At 64.4% G+C, this 24,728-nt stretch carries 19 protein-coding genes and 5 tRNA genes; 2 read left to right on the top strand and 22 right to left on the bottom strand.

Going from position 1 to position 24,728, the window contains the following annotated elements:
• Positions 1–94: 94 nt before the first annotated feature.
• The 12 genes from rpoB to J7355_RS04775 form a co-directional block, all read right to left on the bottom strand.
• Positions 95–4,177 (bottom strand): DNA-directed RNA polymerase subunit beta, encoded by a 4,083-nt coding sequence (gene rpoB / locus J7355_RS04830; RefSeq protein WP_209060424.1) that lies wholly within the window; start codon positions 4,175–4,177, stop codon positions 95–97.
• Between the two features lie 174 nt (positions 4,178–4,351).
• Positions 4,352–4,732 carry a 50S ribosomal protein L7/L12 gene (rplL, locus tag J7355_RS04825; RefSeq protein WP_209060423.1) on the bottom strand — a complete coding sequence of 127 codons (381 nt, stop codon included), beginning with the start codon at positions 4,730–4,732 and terminating at the stop codon, positions 4,352–4,354.
• A gap of 47 nt (positions 4,733–4,779) precedes the next feature.
• On the bottom strand, positions 4,780–5,307 hold the full coding sequence (gene rplJ, locus J7355_RS04820) for a 50S ribosomal protein L10 (RefSeq protein WP_209060421.1): 528 nt from the start codon (positions 5,305–5,307) through the stop codon (positions 4,780–4,782).
• A gap of 272 nt (positions 5,308–5,579) precedes the next feature.
• A complete protein-coding gene (gene rplA, locus J7355_RS04815; protein ID WP_209060420.1) occupies positions 5,580–6,275 on the bottom strand; it encodes a 50S ribosomal protein L1 in 696 nt (231 codons plus the stop codon).
• 3 nt (positions 6,276–6,278) lie between these two features.
• Positions 6,279–6,707, bottom strand: coding sequence for a 50S ribosomal protein L11 (rplK, locus tag J7355_RS04810; RefSeq protein ID WP_209060418.1), 429 nt, complete (start codon positions 6,705–6,707; stop codon positions 6,279–6,281).
• A gap of 89 nt (positions 6,708–6,796) precedes the next feature.
• Positions 6,797–7,330, bottom strand: a complete 534-nt coding sequence (gene nusG / locus J7355_RS04805; protein ID WP_209060417.1) for a transcription termination/antitermination protein NusG — start codon at positions 7,328–7,330, stop codon at positions 6,797–6,799.
• Positions 7,331–7,347: 17 nt separating this feature from the next.
• Positions 7,348–7,719, bottom strand: coding sequence for a preprotein translocase subunit SecE (secE, locus tag J7355_RS04800; RefSeq protein WP_209060415.1), 372 nt, complete (start codon positions 7,717–7,719; stop codon positions 7,348–7,350).
• A 37-nt stretch (positions 7,720–7,756) separates the two neighbouring features.
• Positions 7,757–7,832, bottom strand: a tRNA-Trp gene (locus tag J7355_RS04795).
• A gap of 160 nt (positions 7,833–7,992) precedes the next feature.
• Complete coding sequence (gene tuf, locus J7355_RS04790) at positions 7,993–9,183, bottom strand: elongation factor Tu (RefSeq protein WP_209060414.1); 1,191 nt, start codon at positions 9,181–9,183, stop codon at positions 7,993–7,995.
• A gap of 99 nt (positions 9,184–9,282) precedes the next feature.
• Positions 9,283–9,357: transfer RNA gene (locus J7355_RS04785), tRNA-Thr, on the bottom strand.
• A 35-nt stretch (positions 9,358–9,392) separates the two neighbouring features.
• A tRNA-Gly gene (locus J7355_RS04780) sits at positions 9,393–9,466 on the bottom strand.
• 302 nt (positions 9,467–9,768) lie between these two features.
• A tRNA-Tyr gene (locus J7355_RS04775) sits at positions 9,769–9,853 on the bottom strand.
• Between the two features lie 134 nt (positions 9,854–9,987).
• Here J7355_RS04775 and J7355_RS04770 point away from each other — a divergent pair.
• On the top strand, positions 9,988–10,902 hold the full coding sequence (locus J7355_RS04770; RefSeq protein ID WP_209060413.1) for a LysR family transcriptional regulator: 915 nt from the start codon (positions 9,988–9,990) through the stop codon (positions 10,900–10,902).
• Here J7355_RS04770 and J7355_RS04765 read toward each other — a convergent pair.
• The 10 genes from J7355_RS04765 to J7355_RS04720 all read right to left on the bottom strand — a co-directional run bounded on the left by J7355_RS04765 (position 10,899) and on the right by J7355_RS04720 (position 22,687).
• Entirely contained in the window at positions 10,899–11,126 is a 228-nt protein-coding gene (locus tag J7355_RS04765) for a formate dehydrogenase subunit delta (protein WP_209060411.1), read from the bottom strand. The two genes, J7355_RS04770 and J7355_RS04765, sit on opposite strands and share 4 nt — an antisense overlap.
• A gap of 98 nt (positions 11,127–11,224) precedes the next feature.
• On the bottom strand, positions 11,225–14,128 hold the full coding sequence (fdhF, locus tag J7355_RS04760) for a formate dehydrogenase subunit alpha (RefSeq protein ID WP_209060410.1): 2,904 nt from the start codon (positions 14,126–14,128) through the stop codon (positions 11,225–11,227).
• 42 nt (positions 14,129–14,170) lie between these two features.
• Complete coding sequence (locus J7355_RS04755; RefSeq protein ID WP_209060408.1) at positions 14,171–15,718, bottom strand: formate dehydrogenase beta subunit; 1,548 nt, start codon at positions 15,716–15,718, stop codon at positions 14,171–14,173.
• Positions 15,715–16,185, bottom strand: coding sequence for an NAD(P)H-dependent oxidoreductase subunit E (locus J7355_RS04750; protein WP_209060407.1), 471 nt, complete (start codon positions 16,183–16,185; stop codon positions 15,715–15,717). The genes J7355_RS04755 and J7355_RS04750 overlap by 4 nt, the downstream gene beginning before the upstream one ends.
• 429 nt (positions 16,186–16,614) lie before the next feature.
• Positions 16,615–16,690 (bottom strand) — tRNA-Thr (locus tag J7355_RS04745).
• A 64-nt stretch (positions 16,691–16,754) separates the two neighbouring features.
• Positions 16,755–17,471 carry a type III pantothenate kinase gene (locus tag J7355_RS04740; RefSeq protein ID WP_209060398.1) on the bottom strand — a complete coding sequence of 239 codons (717 nt, stop codon included), beginning with the start codon at positions 17,469–17,471 and terminating at the stop codon, positions 16,755–16,757.
• Positions 17,468–18,430: a biotin--[acetyl-CoA-carboxylase] ligase gene (locus J7355_RS04735; protein WP_209060396.1), complete on the bottom strand. Its 963-nt coding sequence runs from the start codon at positions 18,428–18,430 to the stop codon at positions 17,468–17,470. Before J7355_RS04735 ends, J7355_RS04740 begins: the two co-directional genes overlap by 4 nt.
• Positions 18,430–19,053 carry a glycerol-3-phosphate 1-O-acyltransferase PlsY gene (gene plsY, locus J7355_RS04730; RefSeq protein ID WP_209060394.1) on the bottom strand — a complete coding sequence of 208 codons (624 nt, stop codon included), beginning with the start codon at positions 19,051–19,053 and terminating at the stop codon, positions 18,430–18,432. Before plsY ends, J7355_RS04735 begins: the two co-directional genes overlap by 1 nt.
• A 12-nt stretch (positions 19,054–19,065) precedes the next feature.
• The gene (locus J7355_RS04725; RefSeq protein ID WP_209060392.1) at positions 19,066–20,913 is read right to left on the bottom strand and encodes an AMP-binding protein; all 1,848 of its coding nucleotides are present in this window, start codon (positions 20,911–20,913) and stop codon (positions 19,066–19,068) included.
• Positions 20,897–22,687 carry a PDZ domain-containing protein gene (locus J7355_RS04720; protein WP_209060390.1) on the bottom strand — a complete coding sequence of 597 codons (1,791 nt, stop codon included), beginning with the start codon at positions 22,685–22,687 and terminating at the stop codon, positions 20,897–20,899. Before J7355_RS04720 ends, J7355_RS04725 begins: the two co-directional genes overlap by 17 nt.
• Positions 22,688–22,852: 165 nt before the next feature.
• Between J7355_RS04720 and J7355_RS04715 the strand changes: the two genes are divergently transcribed.
• Entirely contained in the window at positions 22,853–24,676 is a 1,824-nt protein-coding gene (locus J7355_RS04715) for a pilus assembly protein TadG-related protein (protein WP_209060387.1), read from the top strand.
• Positions 24,677–24,728: the final 52 nt, after the last annotated feature.

The raw sequence follows: 24,728 nt of genomic DNA, 5'->3' as shown, positions 1-24,728 counted from the left end.
TCCTACTCCGGATCGTGAGGGGCATCGGCACGTCACACGACGATGGGCAACCGTCGCGAGCGGCCCGGCATCGCCGGGCCGCCGCTACCCGTCACTAATCGTCTTCCTCGAGTTCGATATTCAGGCCCAGGGAACGGATTTCCTTGGTCAGCACGTTGAACGACTCCGGCATGCCGGCATGCATCTGGTGATCGCCGTCGACGATGTTCTTGTACATGCGGGTACGCCCGGTCACGTCGTCGGACTTGACCGTGAGCATCTCCTGCAGCGTGTACGCCGCACCGTAGGCCTGCAGCGCCCAGACTTCCATCTCGCCGAAGCGCTGGCCGCCGAACTGCGCCTTGCCGCCCAGCGGCTGCTGGGTCACCAGCGAGTACGGGCCGGTCGAACGCGCATGCATCTTGTCGTCGACCAGATGGTTGAGCTTGAGCATGTACATATAGCCCACGGTCACCGGCCGCGAGAAGGTCTCGCCCGTGCGTCCGTCGATGAGCGTGGCCTGGCCGGACTCCGGCAGCCCCGACAGCTTGAGCAGACGACGGATCTCATCCTCGTCGGCACCGTCGAAGACCGGCGTCGCGGTCGGCATGCCGCCGACCAGATTCTGCGCCATGGTCATCATCTCGTCGTCGGTGAGACTGTCGATGTCTTCCTGGGTACCGCCTTCCGTGTAGTAGGCCTTCTTCAGGAACTCGCGAATCTCGCCGATGGCCTGCTGCTGCTCGAGCATCTCGCCCACGCGCAGACCGACGCCGCGCGCGGCCCAGCCCAGATGCGTTTCCAGCACCTGACCGATGTTCATGCGCGAGGGCACGCCCAGCGGGTTGAGCACGATGTCGGCCGGCGTGCCGTCTTCGAGATACGGCATGTCCTCGACCGGCACAATCTGCGAGATCACGCCCTTGTTACCGTGACGCCCGGCCATCTTATCGCCCGGCTGCACACGGCGCTTCACCGCGAGATAGACCTTGACCATCTTGAGCACGCCCGGTGCCAGTTCGTCGCCCTGGGTGATCTTCTCCTTCTTGGAGGTGAAGCGGCGCTCAAAGTCGGCCTTCTGGTCCTTCAGGCGCTGGGCGACGGACTCAAGCTGCGACTGCAGCTCTTCGCTCTGCAGACGGATATCGAACCACTTGCCGCGATCCAGGCCGTCGAGATAGCTCGCGGTGATCTTGGCGTCGGCCTTGAGCTTGTTCGGGCCGCCATCGGCAACCTTGCCCAGCAGCATGCTGCGCAGGCGATCGAACAGGTCGTCCTCGAAGATACGCTGCTGGTCGTTGAGGTCCTTGCGCACCTCGGCCAGTTCGTCTTCCTCGATCGACAGGGCACGCGCGTCCTTCTCGACGCCGTCGCGCGTGAACACGCGCACGTCGATCACCGTGCCGTCCATGCCCGGCGGCACCCGCTGCGAAGAGTCCTTCACGTCGGATGCCTTCTCGCCGAAGATGGCCCGCAGCAGCTTCTCTTCCGGCGTGAGCTGGGTCTCGCCCTTGGGCGTGACCTTGCCGACGAGGATATCGCCGGCCTTCACTTCGGCGCCGATATAGGCAATGCCCGATTCATCCAGCTTCTGCAGCGCGGACTCGTTCACGTTCGGGATGTCCGAAGTGATCTCTTCCGGGCCGAGCTTGGTCTCGCGGGCGACACAGGTCAGCTCCTCGATATGCACCGAGGTGAAGCGGTCTTCCTCGACCACGCGCTCCGAGATCAGGATCGAGTCCTCGAAGTTGTAGCCGTGCCACGGCATGAACGCGACCAGCAGGTTCTGGCCCAGCGCCAGCTCGCCCATGTCGGTGGACGGGCCGTCAGCCAGCACGTCGCCACGCTCGATACGGTCGCCGGGTTTGACCAGCGGCTTCTGGTTCAAGCACGTGTTCTGGTTGGAACGCGTGTACTTGACCATGTTGTAGATGTCGACGCCGGCTTCCTCGGCCGAGGTCTCGTCGTCGTAGACACGCACCACCACGCGCGATGCGTCCACCTTCTCGACGACACCGCCGCGGCGCGCGGTCACGGCATTGCCGGAGTCGATCGCAACCTTGCGCTCGATACCGGTACCGACCAGCGGCTTGTCCGCACGCAGACAGGGCACGGCCTGACGCTGCATGTTCGAGCCCATGAGCGCGCGGTTGGCGTCGTCGTGCTCCAAGAACGGAACCAGCGATGCGGCGACCGACATGATCTGCTTCGGCGAGACGTCCATGAACTGGACGCGATCCGGCGAAGCCATGGTGAACTCGTTCTGGTAACGGCAGGAGACCAGCTCGTCGACCAGATCGCCGTTATCGTCCACGCGCGCGTTGGCCTGGGCGATGATGTAGCGGCCTTCCTCGATCGCCGACAGATACTCGACCTCTTCGGTCGCGCGGCCGTTTTCGACCTTGCGATACGGCGTTTCCAGGAAACCGTACTCGTTGGTACGCGAATAGACCGACAGCGAGTTGATCAGACCGATGTTCGGGCCTTCCGGCGTTTCGATCGGGCAGATACGGCCGTAGTGCGTCGGGTGCACGTCGCGCACTTCGAAGCCGGCGCGCTCACGGGTCAGACCGCCCGGGCCGAGCGCGGACACGCGGCGCTTGTGCGTGACTTCCGACAGCGGATTGTTCTGGTCCATGAACTGCGACAGCTGCGAGGAGCCGAAGAACTCCTTCACCGCGGCCGCCACCGGCTTGGCGTTGATCAAGTCCTGCGGCATCAGCCCCTCGGACTCGGCGATCGACAAACGCTCGCGGACCGCACGCTCGACGCGCACCAGACCGGTACGGAAGGCGTTTTCGGCCATCTCGCCGACACTGCGCACACGGCGGTTGCCGAGGTGATCGATGTCGTCGGTGGTACCGATACCGTTGCGGATCGAGACCAGCTCCTTGAGCACATCGATGATGTCGTCGTTGGAGAGCACCGATTCGCCAGTCGCATCCTCGCGACCCAGACGGCGGTTGAACTTCATACGACCCACGGCCGACAGGTCGTAACGGTCCTCGTTGAAGAACAGGTTGCCGAACAGGTTCTCGGCGGCGTCCTTGGTCGGCGGCTCGCCGGGACGCATCATGCGATAGATCTCGACCAGCGCCTCGAGCTGCGTGGTGCTCGGATCGACCATCAGCGTGTTCGAGATGTACGGGCCGTGATCGAGATCGTTGATATACAGCGTGGGGATATCCTGGATACCCGCCATGCGCAGCGCCTCGACCAGCTCTTCGGTGAGCTCGGTGTTGGCGGCGGCGAGCTCTTCGCCGGTGTCGGTATCGACGATGCCGCGACCCAGCACCTTGCCGATGAGATAGCTTTCCGGCACCTCGAGGCGATCGATGCCCGCCTCTTCGAGCTTGCGGATATGACGCACGGTGATGCGCCGACCTTCTTCGACAATGACCTCATCGCCCGCCTTGATATCGAACGTCGCGGTCTCGCCACGCAGACGCTCGGGCACGAGCTCCATTTCCACGCCCTTGTCGGACAGGTGGAACATGTTCGTCTCGTGGAAGATCTCCAGCATCTGCTCGGTGTCATAGCCGAGCGCGCGCAGGAGCACCGTCGCCGGCAGCTTGCGGCGACGATCGATGCGCACGTAGACGTTGTCCTTCGGATCGAACTCGAAATCGAGCCACGAACCGCGGTACGGAATCACGCGCGCGGAATACAGATACTTGCCGGACGAATGCGTCTTGCCACGATCGTGGTCGAAGAACACGCCCGGACTACGGTGGAGCTGGTTCACGATGACCCGCTCGGTACCGTTGATGATGAAGGTGCCGGTGTCCGTCATGAGCGGCAATTCGCCCATGTAGACTTCCTGCTCCTTGATGTCCTTGACCGGCTTCGGGTTGGCCTTGCTGTCCTTGTCGTAGATGATAAGGCGCACGGTCACCCGCAGCGGGGCGGAATAGATCATGCCGCGAACACGGCATTCCTTCTCGTCGAACACGGGCTGACCGAGACGGTAGCTGACGTATTCGAGCGCGGCGCTGCCCGAATGGCTCGCCATCGGAAACACCGACGAAAACGCCGCATGCAGACCGACGCCGGCACGATTTTCGGGATTGAGATCCTTCTGCAGGAACTGCCGATAGGAATCCAGCTGGGTCGCCAGCAGGAACGGCATCTCCAGCACTGAAGGCTGTTTCGCAAAGTCCTTGCGGATGCGTTTTTTCTCGGTAAACGAGTAGGCCATGTCACTCAACCCTCTGGTTGGACTTGCCGCGAAACCGTGAGTGTTTCGCGACCCGGTATAGCGCGCGCGTTCGGTCGGGGGCAACGGGAAAAGGCCGGCAGCGTCACCGCTACCAGCCAATTCCGCGAAAGCGTCAAATTATCGTGTCGAACAATTCCTTTGACGCGTCCTGCTTTACTTAAGCTCGACCTTGGCGCCGGCTTCTTCAAGCTTGGTCTTCATTTCTTCGGCTTCCGCCTTCTCGACGCCTTCCTTCAGAGTGGCAGGCGCGGATTCGACCATTTCCTTGGCTTCCTTCAGACCCAGGCCGGTGATGGCGCGGACGGCCTTAATGGCGCCGACCTTGTTGTCGCCAAAGCTGGCGAGCACCACATCGAACTCGGTCTGCTCTTCGGCGGCCGCGGCTTCGCCGCCACCACCGCCAGCGGCGGCCATCGCGACCGGCGCTGCAGCGGAAACACCGAACTTCTCTTCCATCATCTCGACGAGCTCGACGACGTCCATGACGGACATCTCGGAGATCGCTTCGAGTACTTCTTCCTTCGTAGCAGCCATTTTTCGCTCCTAATACGTTTGGGGTCGGTGGACCCGATTCAATTGATTCAAGCAGCCTGCTTTTCGTCGCGGACTGCGGCCACGGTGCGGGAGAGCTGGGCAACCGGCTCGCGCGTGGCTCGAGCCAGCTTCTCGACCGGTGCCGTCATGGCACGCATCAGCTGGGACAGAGCCTCGTCACGGGTCGGCAGCTTGGCCAGACGATCCAGCTGTTCGCCGGGCAGCAGCTGCCCGTTGAACGAGATCGCCGTCACCTTCAGGGCATCGTTGCTCTTGCGGAAATCGCTTACAACGCGAGCCGCCGAACCCGGATCCTCCAGCGAGAAACCCAGGATCACCGGCCCCACGAATGCATCGCTCATGCATTCGTATTCGGTGCCCTTCAGCGCCAGCTTGGCCAGATTGTTCTTGATCACCTTCAGGTACGCACCACCCTCACGGGCGTTCACGCGAAGCGTGTCCATCTGGCCAGCCGTGAGACCCCGATATTCCGCAAGCACTGCGGAATGCGCGCGGGTCGCCACGTCGCTGACTTCTGCCACCATGGCCTGCTTGGCTTGAAAACTCATGGCCATAGTCATCACTCCTTGAGCAAACCGACGGCACATGCCGCCGGATGATTGATCGGCCATGCCCGAGGGCATGCCCGTCGACGACTGCCGCTTTGGCGCTGCTGGCGCCTTCACGACACACGTCATCTGCGTAGGCTGGCGTCGTCGCCTTTAAGAACCGAGACCTTCGGTTCGCCTCACGGTCTTTGACAACGCAGCCATCGAAGAGCGGGCTACGCTACAAAGAACTACGGCGTCGGCACCCGGCAGCAGAGCCGCCGGGTCACCCACGTCACTTATGCCGCCGTACCGGTGGCGTCCACGGCTAGACCGGGACCCATCGTGGTCGACAGCGAAACCTTCTTGAAATACACGCCCTTGGCGTTCGCCGGCTTGGCCTTGCGCAGATCCGCAATAAGGGCCGCCAGGTTTTCCTTGAGGGCGTCGTTACCAAAGTCCACTTTACCGATGGCGCAATGGATAATGCCGGCCTTGTCGGTGCGGTACTGCACCTGACCCGCCTTGGCGTTCTTGACCGCCGTCTCGACATCGGCCGTCACCGTCCCCGTCTTCGGATTCGGCATCAGCCCCTTCGGACCGAGAATCTGGCCAAGACGACCGACCACCGGCATAGCGTCCGGCGTGGCGACGACCATGTCGAAATTGATCTCACCCGCCTGAACCTGCTCGGCCAGATCGTTGAGACCCACCACGTCGGCGCCAGCCGCCTTGGCCTTCTCGGCGTTCTCGCCCTGTGTAAACACGGCCACGCGCACGCTCTTGCCGGTGCCGTTGGGCATGACGGTCGAGCCGCGCACGTTCTGGTCGGACTTGCGGGCGTTGACGCCCAGATTCACCGACACTTCGACGGACTCGGTGAACTTGGCACTGGCCAGCTTCTTGAGCAGCTCGAGCGCCTCGTCGACCGGGTACACCTTGACCGGGTCGATCTGTTCGCGGATGGCTGCCTTGCGCTTGGAGATCTTCGCCATGACCTAGCCCTCCACCTTGATGCCCATCGAACGAGCACTACCGGAAATGATGCGAACCGCGGCGTCCATGTCGGCCGCGTTGAGATCGGCCCACTTGGTTTCGGCGATCTCCTCGACCTGCGCACGGGTCACGACACCCACCTTTTCGCGCAGCGGATCGGCGGCGCCGCTCGTGATCTTCGCGGCCTTCTTCAGCAGAATCGACGCCGGCGGCGTCTTCTTGACGAACGAGAAACTGCGATCCGAGAACACCGTGATGACCACCGGGATCGGAAGACCCGGCTCGATGTCCTGCGTTTCGGCGTTGAACGCCTTGCAGAACTCCATGATGTTTACGCCGTGCTGGCCCAGCGCCGGACCCACGGGGGGACTCGGGTTGGCCTTGCCGGCCGGAATCTGCAGCTTGATATAGCCTGCAATCTTCTTGGCCATTGAACTACTCCTTCAGGTGCATGCGCCGCGGGCCTGTCCCGGGCTCCCTGTGACGATGGATGCGGCGCGCCTCGCGCCGCGGCAAAAAATCAGCTCTTTTCGACCTGATCGAATTCGAGATCCACGGGGGTCGAACGCCCGAAGATCGTGACCGCCACACGCAGGCGGTTCTTGTCGTAATTGACTTCCTCGACCACGCCGTTGAAATCGGCAAAGGGGCCGTCGATGACGCGCACTTCCTGACCCGGCTCGAAGACCGTCTTCGGCCGCGGCTTCTCGACCGACTCCTCGACGCGATTGAGGATCTGATCAGCCTCGGCGTCGGAAATCGGCGCCGGACGATCGGCCGTGCCGCCGATGAATCCAAGCACGCGCGGCACGCTCTTGACGAGATGCCAGGTGTCGTCGTTCATTTCCATGTGCACGAGCACGTAACCCGGAAAGAACTTGCGCTCGGTGGTGCGGCGCTGGCCGTCTTTGATCTCGACCACTTCCTCGGTCGGCACCAGGATATCGCCGAAGTAATCTTCCATGCCGTGGCGCGCCGCGTGCTCCTTGAGGGCGTCGCGCACCTTCTTCTCGTATTGCGAGAAGGCATGAACCACGTACCAATGCTTGGCCATAAGAATTCGCCTTGCGCCTAGCGGCCGGTCAGAAGTTGCACAGCCCAGGCGAGCACGATATCCAGCGCCCAGATGAAGATGGCGAGGATCAGCACTACCACGACCACCATCAGCGTGGTCTGCACCGTCTCGCGCCGCGTCGGCCAGACCATGCGGCGCAACTCCGTGCGCGAGCCTTGGATATAGGACCAGGCCGTCTTGCCGATCGCCGTCTGCAGCGCGATCAGAACCGCGACCACAGCACCGCCGAGCAGCCCGACCACGCGAACGAGATCGGTGTGCGCCGTGAAATAGTAGTAGCCGACCATGCTCGCCAACAGCACACCTATGGCAAGCCATAGCAGCGCGGTGTCGAGCAGGGAGCTCGTACGTTTTTCTTGGGTTGCCATCGACGACTCGACCGAAAAGTGGGTGATGCGCTTTACGTGGCAGGCCAGGAGGGACTCGAACCCCCAACCTGCGGTTTTGGAGACCGCTGCTCTGCCAATTGAGCTACTGGCCTATGCGCGTAAACTCATCGCCCGCGAAAAAGACGGCGGATGTTATCACAGTTTCCACGTTTGGCAACTGCTCCGCCACGCTCGCGGCATAGAGACACGAAAGCGACATGCCGCCGACCACCTTCCGATGATCGGCGGCATGTCGCGAATCGCGCTATTCCACTATTCCGTAATCTTGGTCACGACGCCGGCACCCACGGTGCGGCCGCCTTCACGAATGGCGAAGCGCAGGCCTTCTTCCATCGCGATCGGGTGGATCAGCTCGACGTTCATCGTGACGTTGTCGCCCGGCATCACCATCTCGGTGTCGGCCGGCAGCTCGCAGGCGCCGGTGACGTCCGTGGTGCGGAAGTAGAACTGCGGGCGATAGCCCTTGAAGAAGGGGGTGTGACGACCGCCTTCTTCTTTCTTCAGCACGTAGACTTCGCACTCGAACTTGGTGTGCGGGGTGATCGAACCCGGCTTGGCCAGCACCTGACCACGCTGGATGTCTTCACGCTTGGTGCCACGCAGCAGCACGCCGACGTTGTCGCCGGCCTGACCCTGGTCGAGCAGGCGACGGAACATTTCGACGCCGGTGACGGTGGTCTTGGCGGTGGCGGTGATGCCGACGATTTCGATGTCGTCGCCGACGTTGACGATGCCGCGCTCGACACGACCGGTGGCGACGGTGCCGCGACCGGAAATCGAGAAGACGTCTTCAACCGGCATCAGGAACGTGCCGTCGACGGCGCGCTCGGGCTCGGGAATGAAGTCGTCCATGGCGCGCACGAGCTTGGCGATGGCTTCGATGCCGTGCTCGCCTTCGTCGCCGTCGAGCGCCTTGAGGGCACTGCCGACCACGACCGGGGTGTCGTCACCTGGGAAGTCGTAGGCGTCGAGCAGTTCGCGCACTTCCATTTCGACGAGCTCGAGCAGCTCTTCGTCGTCGACCATGTCGGCCTTGTTGAGGAACACGACGATATGCGGCACGCCGACCTGACGCGAGAGCAGGATGTGCTCACGGGTCTGGGGCATGGGGCCGTCGGCAGCGGACACGACCAGGATCGCGCCGTCCATCTGGGCGGCACCGGTGATCATGTTCTTGACGTAGTCGGCGTGACCGGGGCAGTCGACGTGGGCGTAGTGGCGCGCCTCACTTTCGTATTCGACGTGCGAGGTCGAAATCGTGATGCCACGAGCCTTTTCTTCCGGCGCCTTGTCGATCATGTCAAACGCCGACAGCTGGCTGCCGAACAGGCGGTTCGACACCACCGTCAGCGCCGCCGTCAACGTGGTCTTGCCATGGTCCACGTGACCAATCGTGCCGACGTTTACGTGCGGCTTGTTACGCTCGAATTTTGATTTGGACATTGCTCGCCTTTCGTCGTTGTTGCCGTGAGTTCAACTCGTCGTAGCCACGATGCCCAAAACGCATCGCGCGCCGACCACGCCACTGCATCGCCGGCAAACTGGAGCCCATGACCGGACTTGAACCGGTGACCTCTTCCTTACCAAGGAAGTGCTCTACCGCTGAGCTACATGGGCCACAAAACTGTCGATATCGCCTGTGCGATATCTTATGGAGCGGGCGACCGGGATCGAACCGGCATCATCAGCTTGGAAGGCTGAGGTTCTACCATTGAACTACGCCCGCGCCGCCAACCTTCCGACTCTCGCCAATCCCGGCGCCGCCTGCAAGGGCGCTGCCTGGGCGGCGATTCAAACCTGAAACCGGGCTTGACCCAATCCGGACATCCTTCGTAGCCAATGAAACGGCTATACCCGGGAGGAGGATTACTCGCCGCTTCGCGGCTCGCCCTTCGGGCCAGCATCGCTGCGCGATACTGCTCTCGGCGGCTGCGCCGCCTCGCCGAACTTTACGGTTCGAACCCTCCTCGGTCCGGCTCATGCGCAACCGCATATCGCCAGTCGTTTTCAGATTTTCCGCTATTCAAGTGGTGGAGGGAGGAGGATTCGAACCTCCGAAGGCTGAGCCGACAGATTTACAGTCTGTTCCCTTTGACCGCTTGGGTATCCCTCCACGAACAAGCCGCGCATTGTTGGGAATCGGACCTGGATTGTCAACCGCTGGCGTGCAGCATTTTCGCGCCGCCGTGAACGTATGATGGCACGAGCGGCGCTACCCGCGCCGCCACGGCTTCTCGAGAGGCAGGGATGGATATAAAACAGCTGCAATACCTCGTCGCGCTCGCCGAGGAACGCCACTTCACGCGCGCCGCCGAACGCTGTCACGTCACGCAGCCCACGTTGTCCGGACGAATCCGGCAGCTCGAGCAGGAACTCGGCGTGCCGATCGTGGAGCGCGGCCAGCGCTACCACGACCTGACGCCGGAAGGCCGGCGCGTACTGCAATGGGCCCAGGCCATCCTGCGCGATTGCGCCGCCATGGACGAGGAACTCACCGCGCTCAAGGGCGGCCTGGCCGGCCAGGTAGCGCTGGGGGTCGTGCCCTCTGCCCTGCCCATGGTGGTCGCACTCACGCGGACCATGCGCGATCACTATCCCGAGGTCCGCTTCGCGGTTTATTCACGCACCTCCGATGAAATCCTCAGGGAAATCCAGGAATTCCAGCTCGACGCGGGCATCACCTACCTCGACAACGAGCCGGTGCGACACATGACGACCCTGGACCTCTATACCGAGCGCTATCGGCTTTTTGTGCCGCGCGCGCACCCCTGGGCCCGTCGCAAAAGCGTGACCTGGCGAGAAGCGGCCGACGAGCCGCTATGCCTGCTCACGCCGAACATGCAGAACCGCCGCATCATCGACCAGGCGTTCGAGCGCGTCGGCCAGACGCCCGTCATCCAGATGGAAACCGACTCGATCATCAACCTGTGGGCGCACATCAAGTACGCCGGCCTGAGCAGCGTGCTGCCGGAATATTTTCGCGACCTGCTGGCATCGGACACACGCATCGCGACGATCGCGCTCGACGACACGCGCCCGTCCTATCGCGTGGGCCTCATCACGCTGGAGCGCGACCCTCTGTCGCCGCTGGTCTCGGCACTTTTCGAAACGTGCCGAAACAGCCGTTTCTTCCCGCTCGATGCCGACCCGGCGCCCGGTTAAGCGCTCTCGCGCGTCTCGGCCTTGATCGCGGCCACAGCCGTGCTGACCAGCGGGTGCAGGCCTTCGCCGCCGCCCTCGTGGTATTCGATCAGCTGGGCGCGCATGCGCGGCTCCCAGAACTTGCGGATATGGCCGCGCACGCCCTCTTCCGCGCGCGCCTGCGGATAGGCGCTGAAATACTGTGCGATCTGGTTCGCCTGACGCACCATCTTGTCGCTATCCATTCCTGTCTCCCGATCGCCCGGCGGTATCGCGGGTTGCCACCGGACGCTATGTCACGCGAAATCAAAGCAATGGCCCGCCGCGATGGCGGGCCATCGGCTCATTCAGCCGGCTCCCATTCCTTGTCGCCGGCATCGAAACCGGCCGCCACGCTCTCCGGATCGCGTACCGACTGATCACCGGCGATCTGCTGCTGCTTCTCGCGCGTGTCGATATAACGACGCTGCCATTCGGACATGGTGTTGCACGGCCGCACCTCGACCGCGGTGACCTTGTATTCGGGGCATTCGGTGGCCCAGTCGGAGAACTCGGTGGTGACCACGTTCGCGGCCGTCTCCGGAAAATGGAAGGTGGTATAGACCACGCCCGGTGTCATCCGCTCGCTGACCTTTGCACGCAAGGTGGTTTCGCCCATGCGCGAGGCCACGGCCACGAGCGTGCCGTCCTTGATGCCGCGCACCTCGGCGTCGGAGGGGTGCACCTCGAGCCAGTCCTCGGCATGCCACAGGCGATTGGCCGTACGCCGGGTCTGGGCCCCGACGTTGTATTGCGACAGGATGCGCCCGGTGGTGAGCAGCAGCGGGAACTTGCGGTTCGCACGCTCCTCGGTGGGCACGAACGGGGTGAGCATGAACTTGCCCTTGCCGCGCACGAAGTTGTCCACGTGCATGACCGGCGTGCCTTCCGGGTGCTCGTCGTTGCAGGGCCACTGCACGCTGCCCAGCGCGTCGATCTTGTCGAAACTCACGCCCTTGAAGGTGGGCGTGGTGCGTGCGATCTCGTCCATGATCTCGGACGGATGGCTGTAGTTCATGTTGTAACCCAGCGCCTGCGCCAGCATCTGGGTGATCTCCCAGTCCGCATAGCCGGCGGGCGCGGTCTGGATCTTGCGCACCCGGTTGATGCGCCGCTCGGCGTTGGTGAACGTGCCGTCCTTTTCCAGGAAGGTCGACCCCGGCAGGAAGACATGGGCGTAGCTCGCCGTCTCGTTCAGGAAGATGTCCTGGATGATCACACAGTCCATCGCGGCGAGACCCGCGGCGATATGCTTGATGTTGGGGTCGGACTGGAGAATGTCCTCGCCCTGCACATACAGGCCCTTGAAGGTGCCGGCAGTGGCCGCGTCGATCATGTTGGGAATACGCAGACCCGGCTCCTCACCGATGGTCACGCCCCATTCCTTCTCGAAGATGTCGCGCACGCTCTTGTCGGAAACGTGGCGATAGCCCGGCAGCTCGTGCGGGAACGAGCCCATGTCGCAGGAGCCCTGCACGTTGTTCTGGCCGCGCAGCGGGTTCACGCCCATGCCCGGCCGGCCGATGTTGCCGGTGGCCATGGCGATATTCGCCATGCCCATGACCATGGTCGAGCCCTGGCTATGCTCGGTCACGCCGAGCCCATAGTAGATGGCGCCATTCCCGCCCGTGGCGTAGAGCCGTGCCGCTTCGCGCACCATGGCCGCCGGCACGCCGGTGTACTGCTCGGTGTTCTCGGGGCTGTTTTCTTCGCGCAGGATGAAATCCCGCCAGCCGTCGTACTCGTCCAGGTCGCAGCGCTCTTCGACGAACGCCCGGTTTTCGAGGCCCTCGCTGAGTACGGTATGCGCCATGGCATTCACCAGCGCCACGTTCGTACCGGGCCTGAGCTGCAGATGGTAGTCGGCTTCGACATGCGGTGACCGCACGAGATCGATCGCGCGTGGATCGACCACGATCAGGCGCGCGCCCTGGCGCAGCCGTCGCTTCATCTGGGAGCCGAACACCGGATGCGCATCGGTCGGGTTCGCGCCGATCACGAGAATCACGTCGCACTGCTCGACCGACACGAAATCCTGCGTACCGGCCGAGGTGCCGAACGTCGAGTTCAGGCCATAACCGGTCGGCGAGTGACACACGCGCGCGCAGGTATCGACGTTGTTGGTGTTGAATACCGCGCGCGCGAGCTTCTGCACGAGGAAGGTTTCCTCGTTGGTGCAGCGCGAGGACGTGATCGCGCCGAGCGCACCGCTGCCGTGCTCATCGCGTATGGCATTGATCTTGTCGACCGAAAACCGGATCGCCTCGTCCCAGCTAACCTCGCGCCAGGGATCGGTGATCTTGTCGCGCACCATCGGCTTGGTGATGCGATCCGGATGGTTCGTGTAACCCCAGGCGAAGCGCCCCTTCACACAGGAATGGCCCTGGTTGGCCTTGCCTTCCTTGGTCGGCACCATGCGGATGACTTCGTCGCCCTTGAGTTCGGCGTTGAACGAGCAGCCCACGCCGCAGTAGGCGCAGGTCGTGGTCACCGAACGCTCGGGCATGCCCTTTTCGACCACGTCCTTCTCGATCAGGGCCTCGGTCGGGCAGGCCTGCACACAGGCGCCACAGGAGACACATTCCGAATCGAGAAAGTTGTCGTCGTCGGTACCGGCACTGATCATCGACGCGAAGCCGCGGCCATCCACGGTCAGCGCGAAGGTGCCCTGCGTTTCGTTACAGGCGCGCACGCAGCGCGAGCAGACGATGCAGCGCGAGGCGTCGAAATCGAAGTACGGGTTAGAGTCATCGACCGCCGCTATCTGATGGTTGCGGCCCTTGCCGTAGCGCACCTGCGTGACGTCGAGCTTTTCTGCCAGCTCCAGCAACTCGTCGTCCCCGTGCCCGTCCGGCGTGAGGCTCTCGCCCGGGTGATCGGACAGATACAACTCGACAACACCGCGGCGCAGTTGATCGAGCTTGTCGGTCCGGGTGCTGACCTGCATGCCTTCCGACACTTGCGTCGTGCAGGAGGCCGGGTAGCCCTTGCGACCCTCGATCTCGACCAGACACAGCCGGCAGGAACCGAACGGCTCCAGCATGTCCGACGCGCACAGCTTGGGCACGTCGATGCCGGATTCGATGGCCGCACGCATTACCGACGTGCCTTCGGGCACGGTCACCGACTGGCCGTCGATCTCGAGCGTGATCTGGGTATCGGACTCCCGCCGGGGCGTGCCGTAGTTGATCGGGTTGAGAGATGCCATGGCTACCTCCTCTCGTTTTGTTCTTGTCGCCAGCGCGACGCGCTAGCTGGTGACGGCCGCCTCGCGGCGGACGCCGAAATCCTCGGAGAAATGATTCAGGGCCGAGAGCACCGGAAACGGTGCCATGCCGCCGTGGGCACAGAGCGAGCCGTTGATCATCGTGTCGCAGAGTTCGCGCAGCAGTTCGATGTTCGCTTCACGCTCGTCGTCAGCGATGATCCGGTCGATGACCTCCTGCGCGCGTACCGAGCCGACCCGGCACGGCGTGCACTTGCCACAGGATTCGATATCGCAGAACTCCATCGCGAACCGGGCCTGCTGCATCATGTCGACGGTGTCGTCGAAGACCACCACGCCGCCGTGGCCGATCATCGCTTTCTTGTCGGCCATCTCCTCGTAACCGAGCGGCGTATCGAAATGCGCGGCGGGCACATAGGCACCCAGCGGCCCGCCGACCTGGGCGGTGCGCACGGGCCGGCCGGAGGCCGAGCCGCCGCCGATTTCGTTGATCAGATGATCCAACGTCACGCCAAACGGCATTTCGTAGAGACCCGGGCGCGCAACATTGCCGCACAGCTGGATGGTGAGCGTGCCGCGCGAGCGATTGATGCCCAGGTCGGCATACATCGGCGCCCCCTGGGCCATGATCGCCGGCACGCTGGCCAGCGTGATCACGTTGTTGATCACGGTCGGCTTGCCCATGAACCCTTGGATCGCCGGCAGCGGCGGCTTGAAGCGCACCAGCCCGCGCTTGCCTTCCAGACTTTCCAGTAGCGAGGTTTCCTCGCCGCAGATATAGGCGCCCGCGCCCATCCGCACCTGGATGTCGAAGCGCTTGCCCGAACCCAGCACGCTGTCGCCCAGCATGCCTTCGGCGCGGGCGACATCCAGCGCACGCTTGAGCACACGCTCTGCATCTGGATACTCGGAGCGCAGATAGATCAGCCCGTGCTCGGCGCCCACCGCCACACCGGCGATCGCCATGCCCTCGAAGAGCGTGAACGGATCGCCTTCCATGAGCATGCGATCGGCATAGGTGCCGGAATCGCCTTCGTCGGCATTGCAGACGACATATTTCGTCTCGGAGGCGGTGTCGTGCACGGTCTGCCACTTGATGCCGGTCGGAAAACCCGCACCGCCGCGACCGCGCAGCCCCGATTCCTTGACCGCGTCGACGATCGCCTGACCGCTGTTGTCGAGTGCCGCACGCAGTCCGGCGCTGCCGCCGCGAGCCACGAAAGCCGACCAGTCGGTGGGCTCGATCACGCCGCAGCGGGCAAAGGTCATGCGCCGCTGGCCCTGCGCGCGCAACATGTGATCGATATCACCGAGATAATGCGGGTGGGATTCGAAGCCGCCATCCGCAATAGCCCGGGCCAGTTCCGGCACGTCCGCTGCCTCGACCGGGCCGAAGCCGACGCGCCGGTTCTCGTGCTCGATCTCCACCATCGGCTCGAGCCAGTAGAAGCCGCGCGAACCGGTACGTACGATCTCGGCGTCGGCGATCGCGTCCTGCCGGGTGAAGGCGTCGGCGGTTTCGTTGGCGCCGATGGATACCGCGGCGCTGTCGATCGGGATATAGATCTTCATGAAGCCACCCCCGCGCCGCTGCCCGCGGAAAACAGCGCGCTGACGCGTTCCGGGTTCATGCGGCCGATCGTTCTACCGTCCAGCTGGACCGAGGGTGCGCAGGCACAGTTGCCCAGACAGTAGACGGCTTCGAGCTGCACATCGCCCTGGCCGCGTTCTGCAGCCGTACTGGCCGCGGCCCATACATCACGCCCACCCACGGATTGGCAGGCCTCGGCACGACAGACTTTCAGGCTGTGCGCACGTTGCGGCTCGCGATGAAAGTCGTGATAGAACGTCACCACGCCGAATACCTCGGCACGGGACAGGTTCAGTTCGTCGGCGATCTGCTGGATGGCCTCGTCCGACACATAACCATGATGCGCCTGCACATCGTGCAGAATCGGCAGCAGCGGGCCATCGCTGGCCTGGTGACGGGCACAGATCGCGACGACCTCGGGATCGGCCTTGCCGTTACTCCTCGCCATCTTTTTCGACCTTTGTTCTCGGTGTTCGTATTTCTTGTGGCGTTTTACTTCAGAACGCCTTCGCTACAGCAATACACTTCGCCGAAAACCTGTCAAATCGCGCGCGCCGATGGTGTTATCGACATTACCTATGGTGCAGCGCAGCGCCACCGGCCAGACAACGCCTGGCCACGTATGCGGCCGCGCAGGCGCTTCACGACGACCGACGAATGGGTAATACGCGCAAACGCGACGGGCGGGCGGTTTGCGCAACGCCGCGTGTGAAAACAGTCGCTTCGACAGTCGCTTCAGAGGTGGCGCCACCGGGCGCGGGCTGGAATACGAGGCCAAGCATGAAGCGTCTGACGGACACGGCGGACACGCCGTCGTCACCGACGGTTCGGGGTGGCCGTTGATACCGATATCGCCGAAACCGAGCACGCGGCGCGATGGAGCCGGCGACCGGGTTCGAACCGATGACCTGCTGTTTACAAAACAGCTGCTCTGCCAACTGAGCTACGCCGGCTGGGCGCAAGACGGGCGGCGGACGCCGCCAACACCCGTATTCTGACGCCTGACACCCGGCCTGGCTACCCCGTTTCGCGCGCGGCCTGCAGGGCAAGCCCCTCCATCACGAGGTGCGGGCGCAGCTGCCAGGCATGTGCCAAGTGCGGCGCGAGCAGCGCGGCATCGCCGCCGGTGAGCAGCAGGCGCCCCGGCGCCAGATCGCCGACCGCGGCGTCGAGCAGGCTGATGGCGCTGCGGAGCGTGCCGGCAGCAATCGCGCTGTCGGTGTCGGTGTTCAGCCATGAGGGCGCGGCATCTTCACTACGCGGGCGCAGCTGGGTCTGACGACGCAGGGCGCCGCGCATGGTCGCCACGCCCGGGGTGATCAACCCGCCGCGATGCCGCGACGCGCCGTCGACAAAATCCAGCGTGAGCGCTGTGCCGGCGTCGGCGACCAATACCGAGCCGTCGCCATCCGCCTCGGCGGCAATACAGGCCATCCAGCGATCCACCCCGAGACGCGCGGGATCGGCGTAGGCATTGACCAGCGCACCCGCCCGGGCCGTGCTTTCCAGCACGCGCATCGCGACCCCACGGCGTTCGGCATGGGCGCGCAGCGCATCCAGCGCCTGCGGCTGGGCCACGCTGGATACCACGATCGACGCCACTGCCGCGCCGGGCAGATGTTCGGTCCAGTCCGGCGTGTCGGCACGAACCATCACACCCGTTTCGCGCAACTGCCCGGCAACGCCGAGCGCCCACTTGCAGCGTGTGTTGCCGATATCCACCAACAAATTCATGGCGCCAGCCGCAGGCTCACATCGCCGGAATAAACCGATCGCGTCTGACCGTTGATCTCGACCCGCAACGCGCCGTCCTCGGCGATGCCGCGCGCGAACCCGATACGCTCACCGTCGGATTCGATGATCCGCACCGGCTGGTCACGCACGGCGTCGAAACGCGCCCAGCGATCCCGAAAGGCGTCGAAACCGGTCTGCTCGAAGCCGGTGACCGCTTCCATGAGCGCCGCCACCACGGCGGCCGCGAGTACATTGCGACCGGGGAGCGTGGCCATGTGATCGGCCAGGCGTGTCCACGGCTGATCCACCGCCTGTGCCTGATCGCGCTGCATAGTCACGTTCAGGCCCACGCCCACGATCAACCGTGCGCGGCCGCCAATTTCACCGCGGTGCTCGATCAGAATACCGCCGAGCTTCTGCGCGCCCGCCCAGATATCGTTGGGCCATTTCAGCGCCAGCGACTGCGCGTCCCGGGCTGCCAGCGCTTCCACCACGCAGACGCCGACCGCGAGACTGAGCGCGCCCAACGGTGCACGCTGCCCGGTGAGATCGCAGCCCAGCGAGACATAGAGATTGGCACCGAACGGCGAAGCCCAAGGCCGCTGCGCGCGGCCCCGACCCGCCGACTGATATTCCGCTAGACATGCGCGCATGCCTTCGCCGCCGCGACGCGCGAGTTCGGCGTTGGTGGAATCCGTACGCTCGAGAACCATGAGCTCATCCAGACGCGCGGCGCCGGGGCCGAGCGCGCTGCGGATCTCGGCCTCGTCGAGGAGATCGAGCGGCGCGGCCAACCGATAGCCACGCCCGGCCACCGCGTGCACCGCCAGGCCCAGCCCCCGCAGTTCGCCCACCCGGCTCGAGACCGCCGCACGGCTCACGCCCAGTGCCTGCGCCAGCGCGGGCCCGCGATGCCAGGCGCCGTCGGCCAGCAGCGAGATCAGCGAGGGCGCGGCCATCAGCGCTTGCGCCGCAGCATCACGCGCTCGAAACGGTTCTCGTTGCCTGCGCGCAGGCGCCGTATGTTTTCACGGTGGGTATAGAAAATCAGCGCCGTCATCGCGATCACGAACAGCTTGGCGGCCGCGCCCGCGGCCGGGGCAAACAGCGTCGCCAGCGCGACGCCGACCATGCCGAGCAGTGTCGCCAGCCCCACATAGCCGGTCGCCACCAGCGTCGCGATCCAGACGGCTACGCCCAGCAGCAGGGCGCCGGGCAGCAGCGCCAGCAGCACGCCAATCAGCGTGGCCGCGCCCTTGCCGCCGCGAAAACCGAAAAACACGGGATAGACGTGCCCGATGACCGCCGCGGCGCCGCAGGCGAGCGCAGCCGCGAACCCGAGCCCGAACAGCGCCGGCAACAGCAGCGCGGCAACGACACCCTTGACCAGATCGAAGACGAGCACGGCAGCGCCGTAGCCGCGGCCACCGGTGCGTAGCGCGTTGGTCGCCCCGGCGTTGCCGCTGCCGCTGGCGCGCGGATCGGCGCGCCCGAACGCGCGGGCGAGCAGGAGGCTGCCCGACAGCGAACCGATCAGATACGCCGCGATCAGCGCGACCCCTACGAGCAATACCGTGCCCAAAGCCTGTCTCCCCTAGCCCAGATTCGTGTTCTGCGACACGTCCGCCTTCTCGCCCGGCGCCCGCCGGCCATACAGACGCGCGATGTCGCGAGCATAGCAGCGCGCGACCCGGCGCCGGCGTGTCTTGTCTGTCGATGTCACGAGCCCGTTGACCTGGCTCCAGCGATCGGTAGTGACCGCGACGCGTCGAATCTGGGCATGAGCCGGATAGCCCACGAGCAGCCGCGCGAAACGCTCGATGAAGAAATTTTCCAGCCGCGAGCTGGCCAGACTCGCCGGCGATGCCGGATCGAGATTCAGACGCTGCATGACCGGCACCAGCACATCCGCCGGGCAGCTCACGATCGCCGCGAGCACCGGGCGTGCCTCGCCGACCACCACGGCGCGTTCGACGAGCTCATCCAGGCGCAGCGCCTCTTCGATGGGTTCGGGCGAGGCTTTCTCGCCCGTGGTCATCACGATGACCTCCTTCATGCGCCCGGTGAGATAGAGACGATTCTTGTCGAGCCGGCTGACCTTGTCGCCGGTATGCAGCCAGCCGCCGGCCGAGACCGTGCGGCGTGTCGCGATTTCGTCGTTCCAGTAGCCGCGCATCACGCCAGGGGAGCGCACCAGCAACTCGTTGTCCGGCCCGATCTTGGTCTCGATGCCGTCGAGCACGATGCCGACGCTGTCGAGGGCGTTGTCGTGCAGCCGGTTCACGCTGACCACCGGCCCGGCTTCGGTCAGCCCATAGCCTTGCAACACCGGCACCCCAAGGCCAACCAGCGTGCGCGCCACCGGATACGGCAACGCTGCCGCGCCGGACACCGCATATTGCATGTCCGCGCCAAACAGACGCAGGCAGCGCCGGGCGACCAAACGGCGCAGCAATGGCCACAGCAAATGCCGGACGTGTCGACGGCTGCGTCCCTGCTCGCGCTCGAAAACCGACTCGCCCAGCTTGATCGTGAACGCTACCAGGCGCTGTACATAGCGCGGCCGCCGCGACAGCCAGCGATTGAGCTCGATGTAAAAACGTTCATAGACCCGCGGCACGCCCACCAAAGTGGTCACCGGCGCCCGGGCCAGTGTGAGGCCGAGAAACCGCGGATGCCGGCAGAACGTGATGACCGCGCCCGTGATCATCGCCCGATAGGCGTTGACCACACGTTCGTAGGAATGCGGCAGGGGCACATAGGACAGCGCGTGCTCGTCCTCCACCCTGGGCAGCGCATCGGCGACCGCGTGGGCATTGAACAGCAGATTGGCGTGGCTGAGCATCGCGCCGCGGGCGCGGCCGGTGGAACCCGAGGTATAGACCAGACTAGCCAGATCATCGGCACGTGCCGATACGGCGGCGCGATGATCTTCCGGAGCGCGCGCCAGCGCGGCGTCGGCGCAGCGGATGCGTTCACCGGCTCCGATATCGCCGGTGAACACGAATGCGGCGTGCAGTTGCGGACACTCGCCGGCCTCGAAGATGCGCTGCGCCCAACCGGCCTTGACCGCGACCAGTACGCGCGCGCCACTGTCGTCGATGAGATGCGCGTTGCTGGCCGGTGTATCGGCACAGAACAGACCGACCGTGACCGCCCCCAAACCCATGACCGCCTGATCGACGAGCAGCCACTCGGGGCTGTTGCGCAACATGATCGCGACCCGATCGCCCGGCTGCACGCCGGCTTCGGCCAGCACCGCCTGCCAGCGCTGCACGCGCGCGGCCGCTTCGGCCCAGCTCAGCTCGATCCATTGATGGCGGCGCGGGCTGTAGAAGCGATAGGCCAGCGCATCCGGCGTGCGGGCGACGCGCGCTGCGAACAGATCACAGAGGGTGTCGGCCTCGTTGCGATCGATCCAGGTTTCAGGTCGGGCGGACATCATTCAACCACGATGCACGGCGCGCATGAGCGGCGGAATCCGCATTCTCGTCGATTCGCAATTTCCATTCACCTGCCGCGGCTGCGCCGAGCGTCACATGGCGCAGCAGCAGTTCGTCGCTACGAAACAGATGCACGGCCACGACCGCACCGGCGGGGTAGCGGCGCAACTGACCGGCGAGGTTCGCGCCGATCTCGATGCCGTCGATCGCGACCAGCCGGTCCTGCGGGGACAGCCCGGCGGCCTGGGCCGGCGTGTCGTCGAACACGTGGCTGATCCGCGGCTGCACGCCGCCGGCTATGCGAACGCCCAGCCGCCCGCGCAGCACGGCCTCGTCGTCCTTGCCGGGCGCGAACATGGCGTCGATGCCGAAATAGCCGAGCCAGTCCGCCCAGGGCGCGTCGATGATCGTTTCCAGATGGGATTCGACGAAGACATCCAGGTCGAGACCGCTGAGATCGGCCGCAATTCGGGCCAGGCCGTGTTCGGGCACCGGCCGATCATCGCGCCCGTGCGTCTGCCAGGCGCGGCGCATGACGTCGTCCAGCGAGACCGCGCCGTCGGTTTCCACGCGCAGCTTGAGATCCAGCCCGAGCGCGAACTGCGCGCCCTTGCCGTAGTAGCTGATCACCGCATTCGGCGTGTTCTCGTCGGGCCGATAGAACTTCAGCCAGGCATCGAAGCTGGACTGCGACAGGCTCTGACGATGGCGCCCCGGCGTGCGATCGATGCGCGTGGCAAGCGTCGCCAGCCGATCGAGATAGCCCTGTTCCGAAATCAGCCCGGCACGCACGAGGCCGAGATCGTCGAAATAGGAGGTCACGCCCTCGTAGGCCCAGAGGTCGCGAAAATAGGCTTCCGACTGCAGATCGTTCTCGGCCACCGCCTGCGGACGGATGCGCTTGACGTTCCAGAGATGAAAGTACTCGTGGCTGCACAGCCCCAGCAGGGTTTCGTAGGCCTCGCTGCGTACCGACTCGCCGTTGGCCGCCGGCACGCGCGAAGGCAGCGCCGATCGCGGCACCTGCAGCACGCTCGACTCGCGATGCTCCAGCCCGCCGAAACCGTTGGCGGTGATCTGGGCCAGGAACAGGTACTCGCGGGCCGGCAACTCGTCGAAGACCGCCGCCTGGGCTTCGCACACCGCGGCCAGATCGGCGGCCAGACGCTGGGTATCGGCATCGTGACTGCCCAGCAGCACGAAGGCGTGCGGTACGCCGCGCACCTCGAAGCGCACGTGCTCGATCGCGGTACCCATGGCGACCGGCTGATCGATCAGCGCCCAGTAGCTGTCGGTCTCGTAGACGCCGTAGCCCCGGCTGTCGATCTCGACCGCAGGCAGCGTGGTGGCGACCTCCCAGTCGCCGATCCCGCTTGGCGGCTCGAGCGTGACACGGCACCCTGCGTCTTCGCGCCCGGCCGGGCGCAGGGCCAGCGAGGTGAAGTTGAAGAAAGCGCGGGTATCGTCGAGAAATGCCGCGCGCACCGATTCATCGCGCGCGTAGAACTCGCAGACGACCGTCAGCTCGCTGCCGCCTGGCGTGCATTCCCAGGCGTGGCGCGTGATCGAGCGCACGGCCACGGTCTCGCCGTCGCTGCTCGCCGCGATCGACAGCAGGTGCCGCGCGAAGTCGCGGATCACGTAGCTGCCCGGTATCCAGGTCGCGAGATTCAGACGCAACGGCCGGCCGGCGCGCACCCGCGCCCGCATCTCGACACGATAGCGATGCGCGGCCGCATCGACCGGCGTCACGATATATTCCAGCATCGTCATGCGGTCCGTGGCTGTCTCCGCTCAAGGGCGCGCAAGTCTACGCGCTCGGCCGAAGCCTGCCCATGGGCCCGTCTTCAGCCGGAGCGACACCGGCCGATAGCGTGATATGACACAGTCTACGCCAGGCGTCGCCCGACCGACGCATCGACCGGGGAACAAGCACAGGTGAACAAGCGCGGCATGCCCAAGCGCCCCAGCCGCCAGCGCGGCGCCATCCTCATCATGACCGCCGCGTTCATCGTCGCGGCCGTGGCGCTGCTGGCGCTGGCAGTGGATACGGGACGGCTTTATGCGGCGCAGGCGAAGTTGCAAAGCGCCACGAACCTAGCCGCATTGGACGCGGCACGCGCAATCAGCGCTTGCGGCGTCGGCGAACCCGAAAATCGGCAAACCGCGGCCGAGACGGCGGTCGAAAACTCGCTAAGCCGCAACTTCACGAACAGCGACAGCGTCACTTCCACGACGAATCTCGGCATGCGAACCACCGAGGGCGGTCTTTATCATTTTCAATCCGCCGACAATGATTCAGCGGATTCGGCACGCATCACGCTTTCGCGACCAGCTCCGAGACGCTTGCTCGGTGCATTCGACGACGAAACCGTTGAACTGAGTGCGACGGCGGCCGCGATCAGCGAACCGATGGCCAGCATCAGTGCCGGAAGCACGCTCCTAGACATCGGCGGTGTCGATGGTACGAACGGCCTGCTTTCGGCCTTGCTCGGCGGCCCAGTCAGTCTTGATGCCGCTTCCTACAAAGGCTTGGCGGAGAGCGATATCACCATTGCCGATCTGCTCGATGTCGACGCGCGTATCGCGAGCCTCGATGAACTGCTTGACACGGAATTGAGCCTACCCGCGGCACTGGACTTACTGGCCGGTGCGGTCAATGCGACCATCAGCAGCGTGGATGACTTGGCCGGTGGAGCGCTTGGCGCGCTTGCAGACGTGGCCGATCCGAACCGCAAGGTGTTGTTTGGCGACATCCTCAATATCGAGACGGGTCTGGAGAACACGCTCGATGCCTTACCAGTCAATGTGGCCGACCTGCTCACCGGACTTGCACAGACAGCCAACACCGGTAGCCCGATTTCCCTGCCGGCGAGCATCGATCTCGGCGGTCTCGCGAAGGTCGCAGCGGAAATCAACATCATCGAGCCGCGCCAGATCGACGCGGGGCGGGCCGGACGAAACGCGAACAACGACTACCGGACAGTTGCGAGCACGGGTCAGGCCAATATTCAGCTTGATATCGAAGTACTCGGCGCACTGGATAAAGCACTTGGAGGGGCTCTTATACATTTACCGATTTTCATCAAGGCCGCGAGTGCCGAAGCGCGTCTGGAAGACATCATCTGTGCCGGCCCGTCGAAACCTTTCCCACCGCAAGACGAACATACCGTCGAACTGGAAACCGATACCGCGGTTGCCACGATCGGCGTCGGCGAATTCGACGATATCGACCGCATAGATCCCGAGCCTGCCGGCGAAGTAACACTGGTAAACGCCGCGGGCGTCGCCCAGGTAGTTACCGATGGCCTGACCGTGAACCTGGGCTCGGCAGGCTGCGCCGACTACGGCACCGAAAATCTAATGTTCGATGGTCCGTTTCCGCCTCAGGCCGGTGCCGAGCCACAGACTGACCGCGTCGGTGTACCACTCACGGATGCGCTCAATTGCGGCTTAACCCGGCTGTCGTCACAGCTTTTCGAACCTGGCGCGATCGAAGTTCGCGTTCTGGGTACGTGCATACCGATCCTGTGCGAGTTGACATCCGCCCTGCTCGCGCCGGTCGTGGCAACCGTCGTGGCATTGCTTCGGCCAGTGCTGGATCTGCTCGGAACGCTGCTCTTGCAACCGTTGTTCAACCTGCTGGGCCTGTCGGTTGGCACCGCCGATGTATCGGTGAACGGTGTCGTTGCCGATCAGCCCCAACTGTTTTGCACGTCGCGCGACGCCTGCGGTTTCACCGATGCTCCGGAAAACGGCTAATTTCTAGGTCATAGAGGTCCGAAAAAAAAATCGGACACGAACAGACCGCCGG

Origin of the sequence: Endozoicomonas sp. G2_2, from assembly GCF_017744135.1 — a bacterium.
Classification (GTDB): domain Bacteria; phylum Pseudomonadota; class Gammaproteobacteria; order Nevskiales; family Salinisphaeraceae; genus Salinisphaera.
This window is presented reverse-complemented; position numbering and strand designations above follow the sequence as displayed.